Source organism: Pilosibacter sp. NGB245, assembly GCF_057397225.1.
This window is the reverse complement of record NZ_CM171584.1, coordinates 1,148,008-1,172,933: the sequence shown is the minus strand read 5'-3', so window position 1 is coordinate 1,172,933 and position 24,926 is coordinate 1,148,008. Positions and strand designations below refer to the sequence as shown.

The window sequence follows — 24,926 nt, the reverse complement described above, 5'->3', positions numbered from 1 at the left end:
CTAATTTTTTACATAAAGAAAGAGTTTTGAGATGTAATAAAATACAAGTCAAAACTCTTTTGCTTCTGGACACAATGTCCAGAGGTTAATGGTTCCATATTCAGTTTTCGGTTCTGCACTTTTAGACATCCTGTCCAAAAGCTGCCGTTTCAGTTGTATCGCCCCCAACTTCTCCGCAATCAAAGGCATCATCTACCTCCGTATCCGGTCTGACTTTCATGCGATGCAGATGCTTCACATAATCCTCAATGTCAAAAGCATTTTTCGGGTCATAATCGGACAGCTCTTTGTACCGCTTGTGCTTCGTTATATCAAACTTATCTGAGAAAAAAGGTCTCACGCCCCTAAGCTGCATGATACATTTTCCACCATCCATGACCGCTATCTCATCCTGACTCATCAGCTCTTTTCCGGTCTTTTGATAATTCAGACCGTAGGACTGGCTCGTACCTCTTGTATCCGATGTATTATAAAGGTCAATCGTTTCTTTACCCAATACTTCCGCCAACTCTTTTAACGTGGTCTTTTCCTTTCCTCCAAGGAATAAGGTGGTATCACAGTTGCCCTCTATAGTGTCTGCATTGTCCTTATAAATCGCCTTGAGCTGGGATTTTGACTGCAAAATAATAGAAGCTGATATTTCACGGCTACGGATTGTAGCAATCAGCTTCTCAAACTGTGGAATCTGCCCGATGTTCGCAAACTCATCAAGGAGCATACGCACATGAACCGGGAGCCTTCCGTTATAAACATCATCTGCTTTATCACAAAGCAGGTTAAAGAGCTGTGAATACATGATTGATACCACAAAATTAAATGTGGCATCGGTATCGGAAATAATAACGAATAATGCTGTCTTTTCCTCTCCCAGAGTATCAAGCTCCAGCTCGTCATATTCCATAAGGTCACGCAGCTCCTTAATATCAAATGGTGCTAACCTCGCACCGCAGCTAATCAGGATTGATTTCGCTGTCTTTCCAGAGACGAAAAGTCAAGGACTTTTTCATCAAATTCAAAAAGAAGTTACATTTTGCGGACTTCCTCACGGAGCAGACGCTTGATTTTGTCCTCCATCGTCTCTTTTGCGGTCTGGCTGAAATGCACACGGACGATATAGGTTGTCTTTCCGATCTGCTTTCTGACAGTCGGGCAAGTGGCGGTGTTGGTTGCGGTATTGTTCATTCAAAATCCTCCTGTAAATGAAAAATGCCCGGTGACTGTTCATCATCGGGCGGTGTCGGTATGAGGGAACAAGGCAAGGCGGCAACATTAAGGTATCTATAAAAACCTTGCCGTCTTTGCCATGCTTGCCGTGTTCCTGTTGTCAGTTGCGGAGATAGCAGACCCATGCTGTGCCGTCTTTCTCGGTCACAAGCCTGTCCCCGATACGGCTCTTTGCCGTTCTCATGGTGCGTGAGGAAATCCCACGCTCATTGACCGTCTTTTCCAGCTCTGCACTTGGCATACGCTTTCCATCTGCCAGCAGTTCCAGAATGAGCATTTGCGCTTGTGCGGTCTTGCTCTCGGTCTTGGCGGTGTCTGTCCCGGCAAGAAGCTCGTCGGCGGTAATGTCATAAGCTCCTATCCATTCAAAGCCTTTCTCGTCTCCCAGAGAAAAGGCAAGGGACTGTCCGGGCGGCGCAAGGGAGCTTTTCTCATGGATAAGCACCCTCGTTGTGGGGCTGTCCTTCAGCTTGCCGATAAAAAGCAGACTGCGGACTGCCGCCGTAATGTCGATAGACCCTAATCCCCGATAGGTGCTTTGCGTTCCTGCGGCTTTGTTCAGGTGTCCGATCAGCACGATAGCGCATCCGGTAGCCTGTGCAATGTCTCCCAGACTACGGAAGATGGGACGGACTTCATTTGCCCGGTTCATGTCCACATCTGCGCCCAGAAACGCCTGCATCGGGTCAATGATAACCAGCCTTGCGTTGTTCTCTCGGATTGCTCTTGCGATGCGCTCATCAGCAAGGGTCAGCGGCGTGTCTCTATCATCAATAACAAGCACTCGTTCAAGGTCTGCGTCAGCTTCCATCAGCCGGGGCTTAACGGTATCGCCCAGACCGTCCTCGGCGGTCTGATAGATGATATTGAAAGGCTCAAGTGTCTCCATACCGGGTAAGGGCTTTCGGTTGGTGCAAGCCGCCGCAAGGCGCATAGCAAAGTAGGTCTTGCCCTCGCCGGGGTTGCCCTGTATGATGGTCAGCTTTCCAAATGGGATATACGGAAACCATAGCCAATCCACGCTCGTCAGCTCCACATCTGCCATACGGAGCATGGGGACAGGCTGGGCGGTGGGCAACTCTCGCAGCGTGATTGTCTCGGCTATGAATTTGCGGCTGGGAATGTCCCCTTGCTGACGGAGAACATCGTTCCAGTCTTTCCTTGCCGGGACAAGGCGAATGACGGCGATCTCGCCGGGAATGGACTGTGCCAGTCGGGTACAGGCTTCGCTTCCTGCGGTGTCGCTGTCAAGGCAGAGGAACACTTTTCGGGTGTCCTTGCGTTCAGAAAGGAAACGGTCAAGGGCTTTGCCCGAAACGCCGCCCAGGGCAAGATAATTTCTTGTCTGCCAATCCTGCGGATAAAGGCAGATAAAGGACAAAAGGTCTATCGGTGCTTCAAAGACAAAGAGCTGGTTGCCGTTGCCCTCATAGCGGAACGGATAGGACTTGTCAGACCCGGCAATGTCCTGTCTGAATGGGTCTGCCGTTCCTCGCACATGGGCGTATCTCGGCGTACCGCTTCGGTCTCTGCCGACAAACACAACATTGTGCCACTTTGCGTCCTCGTAAATATCCCCGGAAAGAAGAAAAGCCTCAACAAGCGTTTTGTTGAGACCTCGGCTTTCGCAAAGATATTGAATTGCTCTGTCGGCTGTTCTGTTGTGCAAGGGCAAGTGAAACGCTGTGGGCGGTGTTGTGCTGGCTTCGCTCTGTCCCTCACCGCTTTCGCCGGTTAAGAGCTGGACAGCTTCGGGAAAGGACTTGCCGTAAAACTCCATGACAAAATCAATGGGATAGCCGCCCTTGCTCCGGCTGTGGCGAAACCACTTGTTTCCCCGGACGGTCAGGCTGTCATGTTCTTTCCAGCGGTATTCCCGTCCGCTTTTGATAAGCGTCTCTCCCTGTGTGCGGAGAAAATCTTCCAGACTGACGGCGTTTGCCCGGTCGATCTGTGCTTGGGTGTACTGCATGGGCGTCCTCCTTACTTCTTGAAAACAGCGCATCGTCTGCAAATGCCATGCTCACGCTCGTCCAGCGTGTAGGGGCAGTTCGCACATTCCTCGCCGTACTGTCTCATGATAACAGGCAGATAGCCCAGCTCCTGCAACATATCAATCTGGCGGTCGGTGAGGGTAGCTTCAAAGGCAAGGCATTTCCGGGTGTGTTCGTCCAGCTCGATCAGGTCGGAAAGCGGTCTGCCATCGGTCAAAGCTTCTCCGCTCAAAAGGCGTTTTGCCGTTCTGCGGATGGGGTTGTACTCGTTCTTCCAGTCGTATTTTTTCATCGTGTCATATTCTCCTTTTTGTGTCGTGTTTGGGGTCGATTTTGGAGCATTTGTTCCTCTGTACGCTCGTTAAATCGGGCGGCAGTATCTACACATGACTTGACCTTCCAAAGACGGTGTAAATCGTCTCTGACGGTCTTAAACTCGCCATAGGTGGTGTTGTGCGCCTGTTCCAGCTCGTCATACTCTTCGGTCAGCTTTTTCATATCCACCTTGCCGTCCGGGAACTCCCCGGTCAGCTTGCGTCTGGCGGCGTAGAACATTTTCAGTTCGTCGGCGTGTTCAGCCTTGTACTTGGCTCTGGGCTTCTCAAACTTGATTTTCTGCAAGCCGTCATAGACAGGCTTCAAGCTCTGGAAAGCAGCGGAGCTGTCATAGAGCTGCTTAATTGCTTTCATTCGAGCGGTCTGTTCGTCCAGCGTTTTCTTCAAGCTCTCTGTGGCAGCACTGTGTTCGCTGACACGGCTTTCCAAATCTTCAAGGGAGTAAATGCCGTTTGCCCGGAGATAATTGAAAGTCTCGTTCATCTCTTTTAGGTTGCTGACCTTGCCTTTCTGCGAATATGCCCCGGCTCTGCGCTGGGTGTAATAGGCGTTCAGCAGAGAAACAAGGTCGGGTGCCTGTGGCTTGGCAAGCTCCGCTTTTGCTTCGGCAATCCAATCAAACAGGAGAGCGATTTTCTTCTTAATGTCCCGAATAACGGCATTGGTCGCTCTGATCCAGCGGTTGAACTCGCCTTTCTCGGTGCGTATGCCTTTCTTCTCCATTGCCCGGACGGTTGCGCCCTCATGGACGCTGGGAAGAAGCTCCACGCCCTGACGCTCATAGCTTCGGTGGTCGATACGAACATCAAGCCCTTTTTCCGCAAACTTGCCATTGCATAGCTCCGCCCATGTCTGCCGCCAGTATTCCAGCGTTTCGGGGCTGCCCCAGTCGGTAGTGGGAACGGCGTTGAAAACATACTCGCCGTTCTGGTCTCGGATACGGTTGCCGTCCTCGTCCAGCTCATACACCCGGCGTTGCTTTAGCCCCCACTTGCCGTTCTGCTCAATGGGACGGATGGGGCAAAGCACATGGAAATGCGGGTTTGATATGCCGCCGTCCTCCTTGTCCGGCTGGTGTACGGCGAAGTCAACCACCATGCCCCGGCTCACAAAGTTCTCCAACAAAAATTGCCTTGCAAGAGCGATGTTTTCCTCAAGGGAAAATTCATTCTGCAAGGCAATGTCAAAGCTGTATGCAAGCTGGGCGTTCTTCCCACGCTCGGCTTTTTCCACGGCGTTCCATAGCGTCTGGCGGTCTGCGTATTCGGGCGGTGCATGGGACGGCAGGAGAATGTCGGAGCAGATCACGCCGCCCTTGCGGGTGTAGTCGCTGTACTCGCCGTAATACTCGCTATACAATCGCTCCCCGGCACGGTAGGCGGCAGAAGCAATAGCGGACTGTCCTGCGCTTCGCTTAGTCTGCGTGACGCTCAGGTGAAATAGTGCCATCGGCTTTCAACTCCCTTTCTCTGTTTGCTTGGCTGATGTGGGTAATCGCCATGTGACGGACAGCTCGCTGGACTTCGGACAGGGAAAAGATGTGTTCCATCAGCTCTGTCATTTCGGTGCGTGTGAGATCTTTGATCTCCGGGGCAAGGCTCTCAACCGTGCCGCCCAGATTGCAAAGGCGGTGGGTGCGCTTGGTGCGTTCGCCTTTCTCAAGATACTTCTTTCGGTTCTCCAGACGCTCAAGCTTGTGCTGTTCCTGTGCAAGCTGCGTCTCGGCTCGTTCCTTTTCGGCTCGGAGCTGTTCAAGGGTTTTCGATTTTGTCATTGGGATTGACCTCCTTTTTTGAAAATGGGGATAAAAAAAGACCGCCGACTTTGTGCGCAGAGGGCGCAGGTCAACGGTCTGATTTTCGGTATTCGGTTTTTCAAACTTGCTGGCGGCGAACAGCATTTTATGCTGTTTGCGGACGGCAAGTCCACAGGGGATAGCCGCTTTAGCGGCGCAAGGGGGTGTAGCCACCTTGACGGAACGAAGTGACGAAGCATTCTCGATCTGGCAGTTTATTCTCTGCCGACCGGGAATGAAGCTCCGCAGGACGCACTACTCTCGACAGAGAGTATAGAAGTGCGCCCTTTAGTTCCTAAAGGGATTTTATTGGTTCAGTAAAATTGAATTGGTAAGTTATTCTTGTTTTTCCTCTGTTGTTTTTTCACTGATATTTTTTATTTCTTCCTGAAGCTTTTTGATTTCCTCGTAAAGCACTACCGCAGCACCAACAATCAGCCCTGCCAAAAGGATTAACCCGATATAGATAGGGTAAATAAAACTTAGGTCTGCACCACCACCGCCCATGATTGGTTTGAGTAAGATTCCCCATAGCCCGCCTAATAGCACCACAGCAATAAACATTGCAGCCATTGCAGCAATCACTTTTTTCATCTGTCTGTCCCCTTTCAAATCCTGATTTGTTGCTCAATTTTCGTATTTAAATCATATCATAAAATCCATGAACAATTCAACCGCAACTTTGGAATATATGAGAAAAGTCCGAACAGTTTTCTGCCCGGACTTCCTCGCTCAATCATAAATCAATTCCGCTTTCACAATCTCCTCTGCCTGTGCCTTGCAAGCGTTCATCTGCCGCACCCATTCCATTTGATTATCGGCTTTCAGTTGCTCGGTCACGCCGTACTGCTTTGCCAGCTTCGGCACGATCAGCTCCATGCGGTTTCGTGCCGCTTCTTCAATCTCGGCGCAATGTTCAAAGAGCTTGTCGGATAGCACCAGCTCATTGAACAGTATCGGGCGGTGCATTTCCAGATACGCCTTGCGGAGTCTGCCGTAGTGTCCGAGGGGCTTTGTCTTGCGGATAATGATGTTCGGGATAAGATAATCTCCGTTCTGTGTGTAAGTGATATTCATGCTGTTTGTACTCCTTTCATCGGCTCTCTCTGCGGTAAACTGCTGACAGGGACGAACACTCCCTTTGCAATATCCTCCGCACGAATAGCGGCTTTCTTGGCTTCGATTTCTGCCTTTTTTCTCCCCTTGATTTTGTCCTCGTATCGCTTCTGCGCTCCGCTGGCTTTCCGCTTCAAGTAGTTCTGATGAAGCCTGTCCTTGCGTTCCTCACGCTTGCGGATTTCCTCTAATTCCTCCGGAGTAAGCTCCACTTCTCCAAACGCTGGGGGAACGAAACGCCCGACAAAATTGAAGTAAATCTCGACCTCCTGTGTGGTCTGTATACTGCCTTTGCGGTCACGCTCATGCACAAGGATTTTCTCGATAAACTCGTTGAGCATGGCAATGGTCAGCTTGTCGAAGTTCTCGTACTTGTCAATCAGAGCGATAAAACGATCAGCGTCCTTTTCGTGCTTCTCATAGCTCTTGACAGCCTTTTCCAGAGCAGAGATTTCGGCGGTAAGCTCGGACTGTTCCTTTTCGTATTGAGCGTCCAGAGTGGCGTATCTGCTGTCGGACAGCTTTCCTAAAATGTTGTCCTCATAGATTTTACAGAGCAGGACTTCCAGCTCGGACACTCTCTGCTTTGCGGTGGCAAGGCGTATCCGCTGTTTCTTAACCTCTGCTGTCTGCTGGCTGGACTGCGCTTCCTGCACCACACGGACAAACTCGGCTCGGTCATGCTTGGCATACTCGGCAATGGCTTTGAGCATTTCAGAGACAAGGGACAGTACCACATCTTCATTGATACGGTGCTGTGTCGTGCAGAGCTTTCCAACTGGGACTTTGCTGTATTGGGAACAGGTATATTGAGAAATACGCTTGCCGTTGTTGGTACGGTGGACATACATCTTGCCGCCGCAATCGGCACAATAAAGCAAGCCCGTGAGGGGAGCTGCTTCGCCCCAGCCGTCCGGGTAGCGTCTGACATTCCCACGGATTTTCTGCACAAGGTCAAAGGTCTGCTGGTCAATGATAGCTTCATGGGTATTCTCGAAAATCGTCCATTCGTCCTCCGGGACATAATGGCTTTTCTTGTCCTTGAAGTGCTTTCGGGTCTTGAAGTTGATGGTGTGTCCCAGATATTCACGCTTTTCAAGAATGTTGCAGATGGTGGAAGAACCCCAGCCGTACACATCTTTGAAAGTCTTGTTTTTGTTCACGCCCTCGCCGTGCTGGGCAAGGTAAGCGGACGGAATAAGCACCTTTTCCGATTTCAGTTTGCTGGCGATCTGATACGGACCGTAGCCTTCAATCGTCATGGCAAAGATACGCTTGACCACCTCTGCGGCTTCGGGGTCAACCAACCATTGGTCTCTTGCTTCGTTCCAGAGATAGCCGTAAATGACCGTGCCTGTAAGGTGCTTGCCGGACTTGCCTTTGGACTGGAAAGTGGAACGGATTTTACGGCTGGTGTCTCTGGCATAATACTCGTTCATGATGTTGCGGAATGGGGTAAAATCATCGTCCCCTCTGGCACTGTCCACGCCGTCATTGATGGCGATAAGGCGAACGCCACGCTGACGCAGGATTTCCATAATCTGACCGACTTTCAGATAGTCACGACCCATGCGACTCATGTCCTTGATACACAGGTACTCCACATTCCCGGCTTCAACCTCTTTCATCATTGCCAAAAATCCGGGGCGGTCAAAGCAGGTGCCGCTAATGCCATCGTCTGTGAAATGGACAATGTTTGTAAAGCCCTGCCGTGCGGCGAACTCCTCCAACATAGCTTTTTGATTGGAAATGGAATTGCTCTCACGCTGTTGGTCATCATCTTTGCCAAAGTCATCACGGCTCAGTCGTTCGTACAGAGCAGTGATTTTCTCGTTTTTTCTCATAACTTGCGCTCCTTTCTTCGGTTTTAGGTTGTGTGTTCTAAGAGACTTCCCAACCGCTTGATTAAGAAGTCTTTTAGAGCATACAACACCGGCAGCAAGTTTGTACTTTTTGTACTGTCTTACTGCAAAATGATTGGGTTTATCCGCTTCCAGCTCCTCAAACAATAAGTCCACGGCATTTTTAAAATTCTCATCGTCCTCCCTGGCTTCGCTGGCATCAATCATATCAATCAGCATTGCGAAATTCTGCTCCTCTTCCGGAGCTTCATACCAGATATAAGCGATAAGTGCCGTATAATAGAGCTTTTCAGCCTTTACCCAGAAGTCCTCACCGGATTGCTGTCCCTCTCCTTTGGTGTTGACTATAATCGTGTTTACAAGTTTCAAAATATCCTTTTCGCTCCGAATGTAGGCGAAAGGATTGTAATGCATGGATTTAGCAAAGTTTATGGTATTCAAAACTTTTATCTTGTACCTGCCCCTCTTTAGCATCTTTCCACACTCAACCAGTACTGTTCCTTTCGGATCAGTGACAACATAAGACGAGTGCATCTGCATCAGGTTCGGCTTCACAAAAAAGCGAGTCTTACCAGAACCAGAACCACCGATAACAAGAATGTTTTTATTTCTTGCATACTTCGGCTCTTTCGGTCTGCCCGACATCATCAGCCGTTCTGTCTGTGTCAGAAGGACATTATTTTCAAACACAGAGTCCATATATGGCTCTATGTCCTTGGCATTTCCCCACCTTGCGGAACCGTATTCTACACCCTGCCGGAACTTCTTGGCATTCTTGGCTTTGTAATACACCACAAGGCGGAGCGCTATGCCGCCTGCCACACCAATCAGTAAATCTCTTGGGTGGAAGCTGGGCAAAGGATTGGCAAACAGCTTATCAAAACGGTTCATGACTGCCATCATCTTATCAGAAGCATTTGTACCTTCTGATACTCTCCACATCCATGCAACCTTATCACAGAAATATCCAACAAAGATATAGGGCAGATTCAAAAGCACCAGCTTCTTGGTATCCATACCGCCTACTTTTGCTTTCAGATTTTTCGGGATAGCCTTCAGGTCTTTGGTTATGCCTTCAATGATGTTACTCAAAGGCTCTGCCCCCTGTCCTTATTCTTTTCCCGGCTCCGTTCTCTGTTCTTATTCTGTGATACTGCATCCCTGAAGCGTTTCAGTTTCTCCCTTACGGAAGTTCTGCTCTTTCGTTTCTCATTACCATAAACAAATTCCTTGAATGCCTGTGCTACTGCATCGGCATCCCTGCCCTTGAAAAATACCACATATTTCGGCGGGGCCGTTGTCTTGTCTTTCTTGACGGCGAAATCAACATTATATTTACGAGCTACCCGCTCAAAGGATTTGATATTGCCGTCCGTCACTTCGATAGACGAAACTCCCACACCTTCGCCAACCAGCTTTTTCACAGAAGTTTTACCATGCGTTTTCTGTGCTTTCTGCCTGCGGTGGTTCAAATACATCCGCATTGCAGCCTTCAAGACGTTGGCATCCAGTTTAGCGGTCTTAATTACAAGAGCGATTGTTTTCTGCGTTACTTCCTCTTGCATAAGTACCTCCGATCTGCATCTTCCTGTGCGTATGCTTCGCTAAGGCGGAACATACAGCCGATGTAATAAATACCTCATAATTCTCCTTTCCGCTTCTGGACATCGTGTCCAAAAGCAATAAAAAAGGCAGCTACAAATCTCTCGACTTATAACTGCCCTGACGCTGTTTCTTTTATAATCTGTTTCAAATCAGCAACTTCAAACTTACTTTGAAATTTTGATTACCAATTTCTTATTTTACATGCCCCCAACTTAATCAATTCACTATACTTTTCTTCACGTAACATTTCTTCAAGCTTTTCCCTCATATTCACTTCTCTTGAATCAATCTTCCTTGTATTAAATAGATTGATAATGAACTGTTCAACAACTTTATCATCTAAAGTTTGAATTTCACTTTCCCCAAATTTATAAAGAATGTAATAGTAAAAGATGCTATGTTCTCCTATATTTTCTCCATTTATCTTTATTTCATCACTTCCAATATTGTCCTCAACAAATCTTTTAAGCCCTCTCTTATGAATGACATCCGTATTTAATAAGTCTTGTAATTGATTTAGTACAAAATCAACCACATATTGATTACCACCATGAATTCCTGCCACTCCTTTACCCAATATATGAAGAATATCTAAAACAAAGAGATTATAGTTAATATGTTGATTTTGGGGCATCATTACATGACATTGCAATCCCCCAATTTCCTGTGCCGGAAAATCAGTACTCTCACTCATTCCATTAATCATGTCTGAAACAATATCATTATAGTCATGAACACATAAACATTCACGCTCTCTATTTCCTGAACCATCAATGTTAATCTTTTGCAATATGCAATTATTCTCACAAAATGTTGGTATATGTTTACATACCTTTATATCATATACTGCAACTCCAAAAATATCCACTAATACACTAATGCCACCTTGATTATCAATATAAGCTAACATAGCATGACTTCCATCATGACAAAATTCGCTAAATTTGTCGAGTAGCATTTTATCTGTGACCATTTTTACAACTTGGTCATTGCCACCGTCTAGAATATAGGCTATTATATCTGAAAAATCCTCGTATTTATCTTCCACTTTATTTTTCAGACAATACCATTCATATGCGATCTTCGCCACTTGCCTATGCATCGCTTCACTAAAAAAGACCTCATACTTAAGTGGAATATGTGATTCTATCACTTGAGTATTTATATCTATTTGTTCAATATCGCCTTTATTAGTCTTTTTTGATTTTGCTATCTGTTCAATCTTTTCATACGGTCCAAATGCTGACTCATTATTCTCACTCCACAGAATTTTCTTGTTTATAAAATCATGTTCTTTGACCACCTTTTTATCATGATATCGTATCCCTGCAATCACATAATCTGCTTCATAAGTCGGAAAATGATTACTTTTTTTCGATTTAATATTTAAATAATTCAATAGAAAGGCTAATTTCTCAGCCACCTCTGATTCAAATTTTTTTGTCATTCCACTATTATGCTCCACATGACACACACACTTGTTTATTATCCTTGATGCGGTTAATGCATCTGGTATAATATCTGAATCAGACAAATCTTTGGAAGTTCCACAATAAATACATTTTGGTTCACCCATATTTTTTTCTCTCCCTTTCGTAACGCATAACTTTTTAATAATTATCAACAATATTATCTAAAATCACCGATAAAAAATCTGCATACATCATTCCATCTTTTATCTTTACATCATCCAGCATCAATGCCTGAAACAAAACATCACCCACATTCTCCAGTCTTACCATTTCATATTCTTTTTCAGTAAAACCTTCCACCTGCCAATCCTGCACAGCAGCTTCTTTTCTTGCCACCAGACAATGCGTATATAGTGCCATGATATATTTATCCGACATCAGAAAGGCGTATGTTTCGTTCCCCTGATATGTATATCGGCACTTTTCCAGATTTTCTTGCGGTATATCAAAATAACATCTGACCGTTTCCAAATATACATCTCCATTATACTGCGGCTTTAGCTTCTTTGCATACCTTCTGATTGTTGCAAATATATTATTTCTTTCCATAGCTGTCTTGGTTCTCTTAAATACGGGCTTTTTCCCTCGCAGGTCCATATAAACATTATTAAGGATAGTCTTTCCGGCATACTGCTTGTAATCACCTATCCGTAACAAATACGATAATACCTCCAGCAGTTTCTCCTTTGATGTTATCTCCTGATACGAATAATCTCCAAATTCAATATGATCCAGCTTCAAAGGGCAGCTCCCCTTCGCTATCTCACGCTCCATTACCCTGTTAATATCTCTCATTGATTCCATCTATATATCTCTCCTTCCCCGCTTCTGGACATCGTGTCCAAAAGCACAAAAAAAGCAGCTACAAGTATTTCACTCATAACTGCCCTAACGCTGTTACCTGATTATTCTATTCCTGCCGTTTTTGCAAATCCGGCTTTTCTATTCATAAGTTCCTCTTGTTTCTCCTTTGGCAGACACTGGAATATCTCATTATATCCCATTCCTGCCATTGGTGTTCCTTTTGCCAGAAGGAACAGCTGCGTGTCAAACCATTCCTCCCACAAGTTTTCAAACATGCTCCGGCTATCCGTAAAGGTAATTGCATCTTCAAAACCTTGCGGTGGTCTATAATACTGTAACTTGACAAAACCATATCTTCCAGCATCCACAACAAGTATATTTTCAATCTCATACAGCTCTGCAAAAGCATCTGCAACTTTTCTGCATTTCTCCCTTTCATCGTCTGTAATGTATTTTTCTTTCACGATTAACCATCCTCCTGTTTCAAAACCACACTACCTGCATCTATATCCTCATTCTTCTGAAATAATCATTATCGTTTTTACCATTTGCATATTTTATGGTGCATACACGCACCATATTATTATAAGTTCCCTGCCATTAAAATACAAGGTAGGAAAGGAGTTGCCTGTATGATTAAATACGATCCCCTTTGGCAAACGCTTAAGTCTAAAAACATCAGTCAGTACCAGCTCATTAAAGACTATGGCATTGACAAAGCACAGCTTCAGCGGCTCCGGCAAAATATGGTAGTAAAGACCATTATTCTGAACAGGCTATGTCAGATACTTGACTGCCGGATTGAAGATATTATGGAATATGTTCCAGATGACAAGTAGAGGTATTGTTTATGATTGATTGACAATGCCTTTTTTGTTGCTCTTTTTTCTTTTACACCTTTGGACATTGTGTCCAGAAGTGTCCTGCTATTACTTTTATTATCTCCGTAAATATAACGATAATCCTCACAAGAACAATAATACCACCAATCAGACCTCCAACGATACAATTCAGTGCCAGTATTCCCATACTTCCTGCAATACCAAAATTCTTCGGCACAAGGAACATGCACATTTTTCTGATACCATAGGGACATCCTACCAAAATCCAATAAAGGAAATAATCAAACCCTTCTGCTTTATTGCAAACCTGATAACAGGTAATCATCCACAGAACAAGAACGCATACCGGAAGAATTATTTTAAACAATGCCTTTTTCATGCCAGCCACCTCCGTACATATCGTGCTGCACTTCCTGCTGATAATAATGGTTTATCGTTGAGGGTGCGTTATAAAGAGCAGTAACCATATATGCCTTGATATTTGTTATTTTCGTATTCGTATCGTGCATACAGCCAATCACATACTCCAGATGTCCACTGTTCAGCTTCAGGAATTTAGATTTTACAAGCTCATAAGGATAATCCTCCCCTGCAATCCGGATTGTTGTACGCTTTACGCATACAACCTCACAGATAACCTCAAAGAGCTCCTCATACAAAGCCTTGTTCTGCCAGTCATCGTACTTCATGTGATGCTCATATTCGATGTTATCCTTAATCAGTTCTATGTATGCATTGACATCATCCATCAAATCAATCCTTTTTTCCGACTTACTCTCATTACCAGATTGATTGATAGGATTGGTATAACTTATATCAGTATAACTCTGGTTAGTTTGATTATAGTTAGTATAAATAGAGTCTGCTTTATGAACTTCTGCAAGTTCACTTTCTGAACCTCTTGAAGTCTGCATTGTGAACTTCTGGTGTTCTAAATCCTGAACCTCTTGAAGTTCAATTTCTGAACTTCTGGAAGTATGCATATTAGACTTCTTGAGGTTCAGTTTTTGAACTTCTGTGGATTTATCAGCATTATCGGTCTTTTCCTCTGTCTTTGCATCAGTAATTGTAGAAAAATTCTTCACATAAATTATGTCCGGCTTTCCAAGTCCACGGCGTTTCTTTTCAATCAGACCGATTCCGTTTTCGGTATCAAGCTCTTTCATAATCTTAACGCAGGTTGCCTTTGCACATCCCAAATCTTCCATAATGGCATCCACCGTATAAATAATGTACGCCCTGTTTTCATCATCCAGCCACCCGTTTTTCATGGATAAAGACATTCTGTCAAGCATCAGCCCATAGAGGAGCTTAGCATCACTGCTAAGCCCCTTAAATCTCTCGTCTTTAATCAAAAGTCGGGGAACACGATAAAAAGAGAACTGCTCTGCTTCAATTCCGTAGTAATAATCAAAGTTTATTGTATCGCCCACTTTACCGTGCCTCCTTTACTGCTTATTCGACGCCTTTCCGGTGTTCCATTCTTCCAATAGCTGATAGATAATATTTTCTATGTCCTCACTGGAATAATCCTCCGTAAAATATCTGCTGATTTTATCAGCCTTAATTGTAACTTTTCTTTCCTTTGGCTTTTCCTCTGTCAAGATCAGTCTTACCATTGGCAGAGTCAACTCGCCGTTTTTTCCATATTCTTTTAACTTTGATGATTGGGAAGTCGAAATAGCTGCACCCGTTTCTTCAAGAATAACCTGCACCCATTCCTGTGCCTGCTCTGTCAGAAAAGATATGTCAACACCCTGTACCAGACCGATTTTTTTCTTATCAACCATATCCAGCAATTCATCTGACAGACGTGCAAGCCATATATAACGCTGAACCGTCTTTCCACTCTCTCCGGCTGCTTCTCCCACTTCATCAAGGCTGCTTCCATTTCCTTTTTTGCCCTGATGCTTCATGGCTTCATACTTCATGGAATAGGCTTTTGCCTTTTCACTTGGGAGAATATCTTCCCTCTGGATATTGGTATCCACCATAATCACTGTAGCTTCATCATCATTGTAATCTCTGATAAACATAGGCATGGTGGAAAGACCTGCAAGCTCACAGCCGTGTTTTCTACGATGTCCGGCGATTATCTCATAACCGCCCTCTGCCCTTGGTCTTGCAATACCGGGCATAAGCACACCATAGTTTCTGATGCTCTCCACTGTTTCCTGCATCTTTTCATCATCCAGCACTTTAAAAGGGTGTCCTTTGAACTCATAAAGCTCTGAAAGAGCTATCTCCTGTACCTGATCGGTGCCCGCTGTCATATCAGAAGCACCGAATAAATCATCAAAACTGTTTAGCTTTACCTTTGCCGCACTTCCTGCCTTACTCATTGCCAAGCACCTCCTCCGTCAAAGACTGATAGGCACTTGCCACTTTTCCTTTAGGATCATGCTGATAGATGCTGACGCCCTCTGCTGAAATCTCCGCAGCTCTTACGGAAATCGGAATGCTATTCTCAAATATCCTTACTTTGCTTCCATAATTCTCAATCAGTAATGCACTGATGTCCTTTGCATAATTTGTCCTGCTGTCAACCATGGTCAGCAAAATACCCTCAATGGACAGCTTCGGATTTATCTGACGTTTCACCTTACCAATCGTCTTAATAAGCTGTTCCAAACCTTTTACTGGCAGATATGCCGCCTGTACCGGAATTAAGATACTGTCTGCACAGGCAAATGCATTTATGGTTATCATGCCAAGTGACGGCATACAGTCAATCAGGATATAATCATATCTTTCTTTCACCTGCTCTATGTAGGAACGCATCACAAGCTCTCTGCTCATGACATTTACCAAAGATACCTCCAGACCGGATAATTCGATATTGCCCGGCATAAGATCAACTCCTTCCTCATGCCTTAAAATCCCGTAATCATCCTTTATTTCCACATCATTGATGATATTCGCCATCACAGTCGCAAGTGTTTCCTCCAGCTTGTCCGGCTCTGTAAATCCCAAACTTGCAGTCAAACTGCCCTGTGCATCGGCATCTATCAGCAGAACTCTCTTTCCCTGCTTTGCCAGTCCTATTCCCAAATTACTTGTTGTGGTGGTCTTTCCGACTCCACCTTTCTGATTTGCGATTGCTATTATTTTACACATGATACATTCTCCTTTACTCTCTGCTAACTTTCTGCTACATTAGTCTTTTTCACTTCTACATACGCTCTGTAAAACTTCTTTGTCCCTTTATTCGGGTATAAATCTGAAAACTCTGTCACTTCGATTTTGGAATTTCTTTGCAAAATCTTCCCAAACCATTTAATATCATTCTTTGTTCCCATCAATCGAACTTTTAACATCAATCTGCTCCTCCAAACAGGGCATACAGTTTCCGGTTATAGGTTGCATACTCCGGATACCGGATTTGTATTGCCTGCCAAAAATATGGTGCATAGGCACAGCAAAACAATTCTTCCACTGTGTACTGCCTGCACTCGTTAATCTGCTCCTCTGCGTCCGTGTAATCATCCACGCTTGGTGTGGCATTGCAATATAAATTAAATGCCATTCTGACTACTTTCACGCTTCCGCTGGTCTGCCAGCCTTCATGCAAACATTCTGTCTTTACACAGCCTGTTTTAAAATCATAAATGCGGTTCGCATTTCTTCTGGTATCATCGTTAATGCCAAGACAGTAGCAAAGTGCCTTGTGGTACACATCCTGATACCTTACTTCTTTTAATTTCTCGTAGTAGAATTTCTCATGTGCTTCGCTGATAAAAATAATTTCTTGGGCTTTTTCAGCTCCTGCTCCTAACGCTGTGTTTGTCATTGTATGACCTCCTTCTAAAGTGAATTGAAAAAGGCACTCCTAATGGAATGCCCTAATATAAAAAATAGGGACACTCTTTCAAGTATCCCTACGTTCTATCAACATATCTGATAGTTCTCTATTTACTTTCATATTCAGAATTATTTGTGTTCCCACAACCGAGGTCTAATGCCACAACAACCGTTACCTTCCTCACAAGCTCTTTTTCCTTGTGATTTTCAGCAATCCTGTTGAAGCTGAAAAACTCTACAAAGTGCGTAAATTCAAGGATTTCTACATATCCTTTCTGTGTAGTCCTACCACAGTCTCGACTGTTGTTTCAGTTTCCAAGGGAAGTTCTTTCACTTCCTCGCCATCAACAGGCACAGGGAAGTTGAATACAATCTTCTTTATCCAGCTTCCGTCTTTTCTCTTTTCCGGGAACATCTCAATTCGCTCAATAAAGGCTTTCATAAACTCTTTCTGTTCTGCTTCCGTTGCGGAATGGTAGACTTCATCAAATGCCAGTAAGAGCCGATAAATGTTATCGCCGGAGATTTTCTCCTGCTGGATGCTGCGTATCTGACTTTGCAATTCGCCAATCTGAACTTCGATTTCTTCTATCGTATCATACTGTTCATCATATCGGCGCTGCAAATCCAAAATTTTTCTGTCATAGTGGGCATCATTGATGTCCAAAGTATCCATCTGACGCTCCAAGCGGCTTTTCGTTCCAAAGGCTTGCTTTAGCTGTCCTTGCAGAACGGCGATCTGCTTTTCCATATCCTCTGTATCAACCGCCGTTCCAATTTTCGCTTGAATTGCTTCTATAAATCGGGGATTGCTGACCATAGCGGAGATGACCTTCGCCACAAATTTGTTGATTTCCGTCTGCTCGATATTCAGCCGGAAGCTGCACTCATGTCCCGTCGGCGTAACCGTATTTTTGCAGTAGTAATAATACCGTGTTTTCTTGTCCTTGCTATGAGCCTTGGCAATATTGCCGTACATACTCTTTCCGCAACACGGGCATTTCAAAATACCGGATAGGATGTGTGCGTGGTCTGGATTGTTGACCTTTTCCCGCTTAAAGGAATTGATCTTGCGCTTTTCCTGTGCCAGATACCAATCTTCTTCGGAAATGATGGCTTCATGCTGACCATCGTAAACAGGGAACTCCGACTGCTCGACCACGTGCATCTCATTTCTTGTACCTTGCCTCTTTTCGGTTCTCCGTCTGCCATAAGCAATTTTACCCATATAAACGGGATTATCCAGTACGTCCTGCACGAAGTTCCTTGAAAATCCGGGGATGGTGTTATTTTGCCGCAGCTTCTTCACAAACCCGTTGCGGTTGAGATATTTAGCAACTCCGGCAACGCCCTCATTGGTATGGATGTAGCGGTCATAAATAACACGGATTACTTCCACTTCATCCTCCGCAATGACAAGGTTTCCGCTTTCCAATTTGTATCCATAGGGAGCGAAACCGCCGTTCCATTTGCCCTCACGAGCCTTTTGCTCCCGTCCTGCCATTGTCTGTGTGCGGATATTCTCTCGCTCGATTTCCGCCACCGCAGACAGCACGGAAATCATAAGCTTTCCGGCATCCTTGGAGCTGTCAATGCCATCCTCCACGCAAATCAGGTTGACACCAAAATCCTGCATGAGCTGCAAAGAGTTCAGAACATCGGCTGCATTTCTGCCAAATCTGGAGAGCTTAAAGACAAGCACATAGGAAACGCCGTCTTTGCAGTCCTGGATGTCGTTCAGCATCCGTTGAAACTCCTGCCTCCCTTGGATGTTCTTGCCGGAAAATCCTTCGTCAGAATACTCCCCGGCAACGACCATATCCTCGTATGCCGCATACTTCCGCAACTTGTCCCGCTGGGCATCCAAGCTGTATCCGTCTACCTGCATGGAGGTGGACACTCTCGTATATAGATAACATTTAAGTTGCTTCTTTTTCAGAATCGCCACCTCCTTCGCTCATTTCTTTTACCATCAATCCCTCGTTGCGGATATAATACTCCAAAAGTCTAAGCACATAATCCGGTGCATGGCGGTTGTCCAATTCCCACTCGGTCATAGTCCGGTAAGGAATATGGACGAGCTTGCAAAAATCCTTCCGGTTCAGTCCTGTGCTTTCACGCAACTTAATAATTCTGTTTTTACAATCCATTCGTCTTTTCTCCCAAAAAGCAAAAATACACGTTGCGTACATATTATAGCATAGCCGCAACAAGTACGCAACGTGTAAATTGTAAATTTTTACGCAGCCTTATCCGTCAAAGGCTGCGCTTGCTTATCATCCTTGGAACACTCCACCGTTTGCGGTGTATCCTGCTCTAATTTATCCAAAACCTGATGCCCGTACTTCTGGAGCATCTGGCTCATAACATCCACACAGCGGTCAAATGCCGCATTATATTTCGCTTCCTCATAATATTTCTTCAATAGGCGATTCCTCCATCAAAGTTCCATATCCTGTCCACGCTTCCGGTCAGGGTGTTTGTGTTCCTGCGTTTCCTTTCCTCTGATGAGGATAGAATTGATAAAAGCCCGAACCCTTTCGGATGCAATTTCCAGTGCATCCAGAAAAGGCTGGGCTTTCTGTTTCAGTTCCATATATTTTTCGTTTACTGCTTCATACCGCTGTTTCCAGATGGAAACCGTCTTTTCAGCGGAAGCCAGTTTCTCCTTCAAGCGCTTGTTGTCAGCATTGGCGATAATGCCGTTGACCGCATAGCGTTTGAGCGTGTCGCACTCATCCGGTGTCAGCGTGATATTATTTCCGAATGTGGCTTTCTTTCCCATCGTTTCAATCTCCTGCACCGTCAGAGCAACGGTCTTTGCTGTTTTGGTTTCCTTTTGCAGAGCTTCCAGTTTCTTTTTCTGTTTCTCCGTGGCAGCTTTGGCATTCTCCAAACTCCGCTCCGCCTGTGCTACCTGCCCGGTCACAGCTTCCAACCGCTGCTGTTCTGCCTGCACCTTGAACTGGGTCACAGTCAGATGTTCCTCTGTACTGCCACGCTCTCCACGCTCCACATCGGTATAACCGGCGTTTCGCATGAAATTGAAAAAGTCATCCTGCAACACACTGTAGGATGACTTCAAAATCTTTTTCCCTTTTGCGTTGAGCATGGGATTTCCGTCCTCGCCAAGCACCGGCTTGGACTCCCATTTCTTGCTGCGGCTGACCTGTGTGATGACCTCCTTGATGGTTCCCCGGAGGGCTTCATCCTTGCATCGCTTCGACCAAAGGATCTGCTTTTCCACCACCGGGATATAGACCACATGGAGGTGGTAGTGGTACACATCCTCGCCCAGAGCTTCGGACATTGCCCGGTTGCGCTCATCGGCGTGCATCACAGCGGAGAGGATATACTGCTCACCACCGACAATCTCCACGGCGGCTTTATAGGCATCGGCATAAAACTGTTTCGCAAATTCATAGCCGCCGTAGTTGTAGAAATAAGCGGAGTTCACATCAAACACCAACTCTCCGTATTTGATGGCATCCGGTTTCAGACCTCTGGTGGAGATCACGCCATCCTGTTCCATCTGCTCGAACATTTTTACATAATCGTCAGTGGGAGACTTGAAGTGAACATTCAGCGCAGTACGTTCCGGCACGATGTCCTGATTGCTGTAGCTGTCCTTTTCACGCTCATTGTGTTCCTGTACCTTCGCCACATCAGCCGGTGTTTCCAAGTCCTGATTTCTGGCTACGGTACGGTCTATTCCATCATTTCTTGCCATTGGATTTTTCCTTTCTTTGAGATTTGCAGACAGCGGAAGGCTGGAGAACGGCACTTTTTCAAAGTGTAATAACCCACTATGACACTTTCATCCATACTGGCTGCAAAGTGCCGTGGGCTCTCCGAGGGCTCTCCCGAGGGGGAATGCGGTCACTGCGGTGACCTCTGCTGACCAAGGCGAAAATGTCTGCGCCTTTTCCCATGGTCAGCCCGTCTGCATGAAGCTGTTCTGTGTCAACTTCCTCTTGCAGTCGGTGTCCACAGACACTTTTTCAAAAGCCTGTGGACATAGAAACAGCCCGAACGAGAGGATGTGTGCTGTTTCTATAACAAGCGTTTTACGCTCTTTTGCTGCGTACATACATACCAGCAATGGGATTTACTCGACCTGCCGCCATTCCTCCGGAATGTCCTCCGGTACGTACGTACACGGCGAATCTCCGTAAAACCCATTTATATGAGGTCGTGCAATGGCTTCCACTCCCATGAATCCCCACACCCGCCGTCCGGCTGAGTTGGTGATGTTGTTGCAATGCTCCAGATTGAATTTCTTGGCATTGGCAATCATGGCGTCGCTGAAGCTGCGGGCTTTCAGCGGAGCAAGAGAATTTTCCTCGCACCACATCCGATAGATTTCATAGAAATCCTTGGAGCTGATGGACGCATCCGCTTTACGCCGGATGTATCCCTCGGAATCCATGAAATCAAAGATATTGTTGTTGTCACGTTTGACCGCTTCCCGGTTTTCCCGGATACGGTCACTCTCCGTAAACTTAAAGTTGTTGGCAACAAGCCGCTGCAAGCCTTCAAATGCCCACAGGAAGATACCCTCGGCTTCAGCTTTCATCTTCTCTGCAAGATCAGGATCGTCAGCTCTGTCCACCGGCTTTTCCTTGGTGGTCAGCACAAGCTGTCTGCGATAAAATCCGTCACTGCGGTCATACAGGGCTTGCAGATCACCGTTACTGAATGCCAGCAGCCGGGCGAACATCCAGCCCTGATAACTCTGCTTGCCTTTGCGTTCCAAATCCATCTTGCCTTGTGCGGTCACGATAGATTTTACATAGTTGGTCTGGCGCAGGGCTTCCATCCGCATATCATCATCCACGCACAGCAGAATGTGTTCCAGATCGGCACGGGCGAAGCGGTTTTCGGAAATCTTGCCGATGCTGCCGTCTTTCATATTCGTGCCAAAGATAGCAGAAAGCACAGCTCCGATTTGGGATTTGCCCTCGCCGCCGTTGCCTTTAATCACCATCATGCGCTGCCCCTTGTTGGAGGGAATCAGGCAATAGCCGATAAACTCCTGCAAAGTTGGAATGTCCTCGACGTAAAGCAACCCATCCAGAAAGTTCAGCCAGATCACCGGCGCAGTAGCATCGGGATTGTAAGCAACCGGCAAACGGCTCCGCACGATAGCCGGTCTGCCCTCGGTAAATGTGCCGTTCAATAGCAGCGTACCGTTGGACACATGAATCCGATCCTGCTCCGGTGGAAAGTCCGGCACTTGCGCTTCCAGTTTCAGCACTTCCAGAATGTTGGTGATCTTCCGGGGGATATTGTTTACGGCACAGAATTTCAGCTTGTCGTAAATCTCCCCACGCAGAGGAAGATCGTCCGTCACTCGACCATCGGGCGTGAAAAAAGCTCCGTTTGCGAAGATGATCCTGCGCTCTTGCAGAAATTCTTCACAAAACAGAGCTTCGTTGATGTTCTGCCCGTCAAACCACATGGGCAAGTTCATATCAGGCGTTTTCCGGTTCTTCGCCATGGTGCGCCACCTCCTTTTTCTTTCGTGCGGTATACTTTTGCAGAAAAGCAATTTTGCCGTCCTGCATCAGCTTGTCCACCAATGCCACCCGTTCTTCCAGATCACCCACCGTCAGCACATCTGCCATATATTCGATATGGCAGTGCATCTGGCAGGCTTCCACAAAACGGTCATCCAGAGCATCTTCCGGTGTCTTGGGAGCATAGCGCACTTTCCAATCTTCCAACAGATGCAAATAATCCGTCAGCACCCGGAAGCACAGCATTTCATCCTCCCGGAACTGACGGATATAGGGACGCTTCGGCTTGACCATAGCTGCGGCAGTGGGCGGTTTCGGGTCAAGCCCGAAGTCCAAAGCCAGCTTTTGCGCTGCTTCATAACTGCTCAGATTGAACAGCCTTGCCACAAGGTCGATCACATCCCCTTTGGCTCCGCAGCCGAAGCAGAAAAAATAGTCCTCATTCAGCTTCAAGCTCGGATGCCTGTCGTTGTGGAACGGGCAGCAAGCCATGCCGTTGTGGCTCACTTTCAGCCCGTAGTGTTCGGCGGCTTGCTTGACGCTGATTGCCGCCTTGATGGTTTCATAGATTGTCATAGAAAACCCTCCGTTCATAATATTCTGGAAAGCACGAAGCACCCGCCGTGATTGGCAGGTGCTTCGCTCCTTCTATTATGGTTATGACGGATTTTTCAAAAAACAGGCTAATGACAGGACAATCCTGTTTCAAAAAACAGGACAACTTATCTGAGGACGTAGATTTCTTCACATTTACATGATATAATTAGAAAAATGAAAAAACAGGACAGGAGGGCAAGCATGAATCAAGAATTGATGACATTGGATTTCTGGCAGGATACGGTCATATATGAGAGCAAAACATTTCCTGTCGGTACGCTTGCCTGTGATGCACTGAATGTTCCTGTGAATACCATTGCAAAAATAAACGAGCAATGCGAGAAAATCAATCTGCTGCTTGGAATATTAAACGCCGGACAGGATGCTTCTGCACTCTGTCCTATTGCAAAGGAAGCTGCTCTGACGATGCTCGATATTCTCAGTCAAACACCGCCGTTCTCCTATATGAATATCTCAAAGCACAGAGAACGGATTGAAAAAGCCTTTACTGTGGACAATGCGCTGAAATATGTGGAGTTTGCCATAAAAGCCGCAACCAATTCTTTGCAATTTGAAGAAATCCAGAACTTTACCGATGCGATGATGCTTCAACGCTATACCGCAGTTTTCGGGCATCTGGCATACTCCCTTGGGGAATACCAAACGGCCATGCTTGATTTTGCAGAAAAAACAGACGGCAACGAAGCAGACCGCACCGCAGAGGGTTTTGCAAAAATGTTCGGCAGCTATTTCCCGCCGGAGTTTTCCATCACGGAAGGCAATGCCTGGATGTCTACCCTGAACAATTCCGTTCAGTATGTATCCGTCATCCGTCCCGGCGAAAAAGTTGCGAAGCTGGTCAAGCGGATGCACTATGTATCCTTTGTAGGGATGTTCCGGTCTGATCTCTTTGAGGGCCTGTGTGTTGGTCATGCACCGAAGAAATGCAAAATCTGCGGCAAGTGGTTTCTGACCACCAACGCACGGCACACCAAATACTGTGGCGGCTATGCACCGGGGGACAAGCTGCACCGCACCTGTCGGCAGATCGGCAACCTGAAAGGCAGAGAACAACGGGAGCTTGCGGACGATCATCCGGTGAAACAGATTTATGAGAAACGGCTGAACACCATAAACCGCTATGTGAAGCGTGGTACTCTGGACGCTGATCTTGCAGAGGTTATGAAAAAGCTGGCAAAAGATAAGATGCTCCGGGCATTGAGCAATGTAGCCTATGCCAAGGGAGCTTATGAAAAAGAAATGGACCAGGCGGCTTTGAAAAAGGAAGCAAGTGCAAAAATATACAAAGAAAGGGACAAACATGAATAGAAAAGAACTTAGTCAGAATCATTGGAAATACTACTTAATGCTCGAAAAGCGTTTTGTTGAATCAATAGAGTTTGTAGAACTACATGAGGACAATTTTGATGCATTTTCTAACGGATATGCCCTCTTAATTCAAGCCATAGGGGCAGAGTTGGATACTGTATTCAAAGAGTTTTGCGGTTTCAATACAACGGATCGAAAAACGGTTGCAGACTATGCACAGTATATTTTGACCAACACACCGGATATAAAAAATCAAAAAATCAGTGTACAGGAATACGATATCGAAATACAACCGTTTATGAATTGGGATATTACCCAGCCCGCACAGTCGTTGCAATGGTGGGGAGCATTTACAGATGTCAAGCACAACCGCTATGAGCAGTTGAAGCAAGCAAAGCAGGAGAATGTACTAAATATCTTGGGAGCTTTGTATTTGATAGAAATGTTGTACTTGAAGAAAATCACTGATGGGACAGACGAATTTGATGTGTTTGATGAATCTTCCAACTTGTTTAGTTTGAAAAACTGGACTTCTAAGGCTGTGCCGCTGAGCCAAGCTTTTGCCGTGCTAAGTGATATGATGGACGACGAAAATAATACTACTAACAAAAAGTTCGATGCATAATTACT

27 protein-coding genes and 1 pseudogene are annotated in these 24,926 nt (G+C 45.8%); 3 read left to right on the top strand and 25 right to left on the bottom strand.

What is annotated here, in order from left to right; translation table 11 throughout:
- Nucleotides 1-121: 121 nt before the first annotated feature.
- From ACXMYH_RS05220 to ACXMYH_RS05160, 13 genes and pseudogenes are all read right to left on the bottom strand, one after another.
- Nucleotides 122-982, bottom strand: a pseudogene (locus ACXMYH_RS05220) (VirD4-like conjugal transfer protein, CD1115 family); the annotation flags it as partial.
- A 41-nt stretch (nucleotides 983-1,023) separates the two neighbouring features.
- Nucleotides 1,024-1,182, bottom strand: a complete 159-nt coding sequence (locus ACXMYH_RS05215; RefSeq protein WP_006428300.1) for a transposon-encoded TnpW family protein — start codon at nucleotides 1,180-1,182, stop codon at nucleotides 1,024-1,026.
- Between the two features lie 142 nt (nucleotides 1,183-1,324).
- Nucleotides 1,325-3,196 carry an AAA family ATPase gene (locus ACXMYH_RS05210; protein WP_486555635.1) on the bottom strand — a complete coding sequence of 624 codons (1,872 nt, stop codon included), beginning with the start codon at nucleotides 3,194-3,196 and terminating at the stop codon, nucleotides 1,325-1,327.
- An 11-nt stretch (nucleotides 3,197-3,207) separates the two neighbouring features.
- Nucleotides 3,208-3,510, bottom strand: a complete 303-nt coding sequence (locus ACXMYH_RS05205) for a hypothetical protein (RefSeq protein WP_024729653.1) — start codon at nucleotides 3,508-3,510, stop codon at nucleotides 3,208-3,210.
- On the bottom strand, nucleotides 3,507-5,003 hold the full coding sequence (gene mobQ, locus ACXMYH_RS05200; RefSeq protein ID WP_486555634.1) for a MobQ family relaxase: 1,497 nt from the start codon (nucleotides 5,001-5,003) through the stop codon (nucleotides 3,507-3,509). The genes ACXMYH_RS05205 and mobQ overlap by 4 nt, the downstream gene beginning before the upstream one ends.
- Nucleotides 4,969-5,328: a DUF3847 domain-containing protein gene (locus ACXMYH_RS05195; protein ID WP_374739764.1), complete on the bottom strand. Its 360-nt coding sequence runs from the start codon at nucleotides 5,326-5,328 to the stop codon at nucleotides 4,969-4,971. The genes mobQ and ACXMYH_RS05195 overlap by 35 nt, the downstream gene beginning before the upstream one ends.
- 357 nt (nucleotides 5,329-5,685) lie before the next feature.
- Complete coding sequence (locus ACXMYH_RS05190) at nucleotides 5,686-5,943, bottom strand: hypothetical protein (protein ID WP_046415454.1); 258 nt, start codon at nucleotides 5,941-5,943, stop codon at nucleotides 5,686-5,688.
- A gap of 138 nt (nucleotides 5,944-6,081) precedes the next feature.
- A complete protein-coding gene (locus tag ACXMYH_RS05185) occupies nucleotides 6,082-6,426 on the bottom strand; it encodes a TnpV protein (RefSeq protein ID WP_227152366.1) in 345 nt (114 codons plus the stop codon).
- Entirely contained in the window at nucleotides 6,423-9,419 is a 2,997-nt protein-coding gene (locus tag ACXMYH_RS05180) for a DUF4368 domain-containing protein (RefSeq protein ID WP_486555633.1), read from the bottom strand. Before ACXMYH_RS05180 ends, ACXMYH_RS05185 begins: the two co-directional genes overlap by 4 nt.
- On the bottom strand, nucleotides 9,416-9,892 hold the full coding sequence (locus ACXMYH_RS05175) for a PcfB family protein (RefSeq protein ID WP_117566687.1): 477 nt from the start codon (nucleotides 9,890-9,892) through the stop codon (nucleotides 9,416-9,418). Before ACXMYH_RS05175 ends, ACXMYH_RS05180 begins: the two co-directional genes overlap by 4 nt.
- A gap of 221 nt (nucleotides 9,893-10,113) precedes the next feature.
- Entirely contained in the window at nucleotides 10,114-11,508 is a 1,395-nt protein-coding gene (locus ACXMYH_RS05170; RefSeq protein WP_117553189.1) for a hypothetical protein, read from the bottom strand.
- 34 nt (nucleotides 11,509-11,542) lie between these two features.
- Entirely contained in the window at nucleotides 11,543-12,208 is a 666-nt protein-coding gene (locus tag ACXMYH_RS05165) for a hypothetical protein (RefSeq protein ID WP_117553188.1), read from the bottom strand.
- 101 nt (nucleotides 12,209-12,309) lie between these two features.
- Nucleotides 12,310-12,672: a hypothetical protein gene (locus ACXMYH_RS05160; protein WP_330593135.1), complete on the bottom strand. Its 363-nt coding sequence runs from the start codon at nucleotides 12,670-12,672 to the stop codon at nucleotides 12,310-12,312.
- A 168-nt stretch (nucleotides 12,673-12,840) separates the two neighbouring features.
- Between ACXMYH_RS05160 and ACXMYH_RS05155 the strand changes: the two genes are divergently transcribed.
- Nucleotides 12,841-13,047, top strand: coding sequence for a helix-turn-helix domain-containing protein (locus ACXMYH_RS05155; protein ID WP_482577888.1), 207 nt, complete (start codon nucleotides 12,841-12,843; stop codon nucleotides 13,045-13,047).
- 52 nt (nucleotides 13,048-13,099) lie between these two features.
- Here the strand turns inward: ACXMYH_RS05155 and ACXMYH_RS05150 are convergent, their stop codons facing one another.
- The 12 genes from ACXMYH_RS05150 to ACXMYH_RS05095 form a co-directional block, all read right to left on the bottom strand.
- Nucleotides 13,100-13,429 (bottom strand): DUF6050 family protein, encoded by a 330-nt coding sequence (locus ACXMYH_RS05150; RefSeq protein WP_117553186.1) that lies wholly within the window; start codon nucleotides 13,427-13,429, stop codon nucleotides 13,100-13,102.
- Nucleotides 13,410-14,483 carry a DUF6017 domain-containing protein gene (locus tag ACXMYH_RS05145; protein WP_209284972.1) on the bottom strand — a complete coding sequence of 358 codons (1,074 nt, stop codon included), beginning with the start codon at nucleotides 14,481-14,483 and terminating at the stop codon, nucleotides 13,410-13,412. Before ACXMYH_RS05145 ends, ACXMYH_RS05150 begins: the two co-directional genes overlap by 20 nt.
- A gap of 15 nt (nucleotides 14,484-14,498) precedes the next feature.
- Complete coding sequence (locus ACXMYH_RS05140; protein WP_209284971.1) at nucleotides 14,499-15,392, bottom strand: ParB/RepB/Spo0J family partition protein; 894 nt, start codon at nucleotides 15,390-15,392, stop codon at nucleotides 14,499-14,501.
- Entirely contained in the window at nucleotides 15,385-16,167 is a 783-nt protein-coding gene (locus ACXMYH_RS05135) for a ParA family protein (RefSeq protein WP_209284970.1), read from the bottom strand. Before ACXMYH_RS05135 ends, ACXMYH_RS05140 begins: the two co-directional genes overlap by 8 nt.
- A 23-nt stretch (nucleotides 16,168-16,190) precedes the next feature.
- Nucleotides 16,191-16,367 carry a hypothetical protein gene (locus ACXMYH_RS05130; RefSeq protein WP_002582201.1) on the bottom strand — a complete coding sequence of 59 codons (177 nt, stop codon included), beginning with the start codon at nucleotides 16,365-16,367 and terminating at the stop codon, nucleotides 16,191-16,193.
- Nucleotides 16,367-16,840 (bottom strand): DUF6075 family protein, encoded by a 474-nt coding sequence (locus ACXMYH_RS05125; RefSeq protein ID WP_117553182.1) that lies wholly within the window; start codon nucleotides 16,838-16,840, stop codon nucleotides 16,367-16,369. Before ACXMYH_RS05125 ends, ACXMYH_RS05130 begins: the two co-directional genes overlap by 1 nt.
- A 273-nt stretch (nucleotides 16,841-17,113) precedes the next feature.
- Nucleotides 17,114-18,739: a recombinase family protein gene (locus ACXMYH_RS05120; RefSeq protein ID WP_486555632.1), complete on the bottom strand. Its 1,626-nt coding sequence runs from the start codon at nucleotides 18,737-18,739 to the stop codon at nucleotides 17,114-17,116.
- A 31-nt stretch (nucleotides 18,740-18,770) separates the two neighbouring features.
- On the bottom strand, nucleotides 18,771-19,001 hold the full coding sequence (locus ACXMYH_RS05115) for a helix-turn-helix domain-containing protein (RefSeq protein ID WP_007488123.1): 231 nt from the start codon (nucleotides 18,999-19,001) through the stop codon (nucleotides 18,771-18,773).
- A gap of 89 nt (nucleotides 19,002-19,090) precedes the next feature.
- On the bottom strand, nucleotides 19,091-19,276 hold the full coding sequence (locus ACXMYH_RS05110) for a hypothetical protein (protein WP_007488117.1): 186 nt from the start codon (nucleotides 19,274-19,276) through the stop codon (nucleotides 19,091-19,093).
- Between the two features lie 15 nt (nucleotides 19,277-19,291).
- Nucleotides 19,292-20,581, bottom strand: a complete 1,290-nt coding sequence (locus tag ACXMYH_RS05105; RefSeq protein WP_486555631.1) for a plasmid recombination protein — start codon at nucleotides 20,579-20,581, stop codon at nucleotides 19,292-19,294.
- Between the two features lie 378 nt (nucleotides 20,582-20,959).
- On the bottom strand, nucleotides 20,960-22,351 hold the full coding sequence (locus tag ACXMYH_RS05100) for a DNA primase family protein (protein ID WP_486555630.1): 1,392 nt from the start codon (nucleotides 22,349-22,351) through the stop codon (nucleotides 20,960-20,962).
- Nucleotides 22,326-22,946: a CHC2 zinc finger domain-containing protein gene (locus ACXMYH_RS05095; RefSeq protein WP_486555629.1), complete on the bottom strand. Its 621-nt coding sequence runs from the start codon at nucleotides 22,944-22,946 to the stop codon at nucleotides 22,326-22,328. Before ACXMYH_RS05095 ends, ACXMYH_RS05100 begins: the two co-directional genes overlap by 26 nt.
- Before the next feature lie 222 nt (nucleotides 22,947-23,168).
- On the opposite strand from ACXMYH_RS05095, the gene ACXMYH_RS05090 reads away from it, so the two are divergent.
- Together ACXMYH_RS05090 and ACXMYH_RS05085 are read left to right on the top strand one after the other, a co-directional pair.
- Nucleotides 23,169-24,296: a DUF6076 domain-containing protein gene (locus ACXMYH_RS05090; protein WP_039996407.1), complete on the top strand. Its 1,128-nt coding sequence runs from the start codon at nucleotides 23,169-23,171 to the stop codon at nucleotides 24,294-24,296.
- Complete coding sequence (locus ACXMYH_RS05085; protein WP_021683574.1) at nucleotides 24,289-24,921, top strand: hypothetical protein; 633 nt, start codon at nucleotides 24,289-24,291, stop codon at nucleotides 24,919-24,921. Before ACXMYH_RS05090 ends, ACXMYH_RS05085 begins: the two co-directional genes overlap by 8 nt.
- Nucleotides 24,922-24,926: the final 5 nt, after the last annotated feature.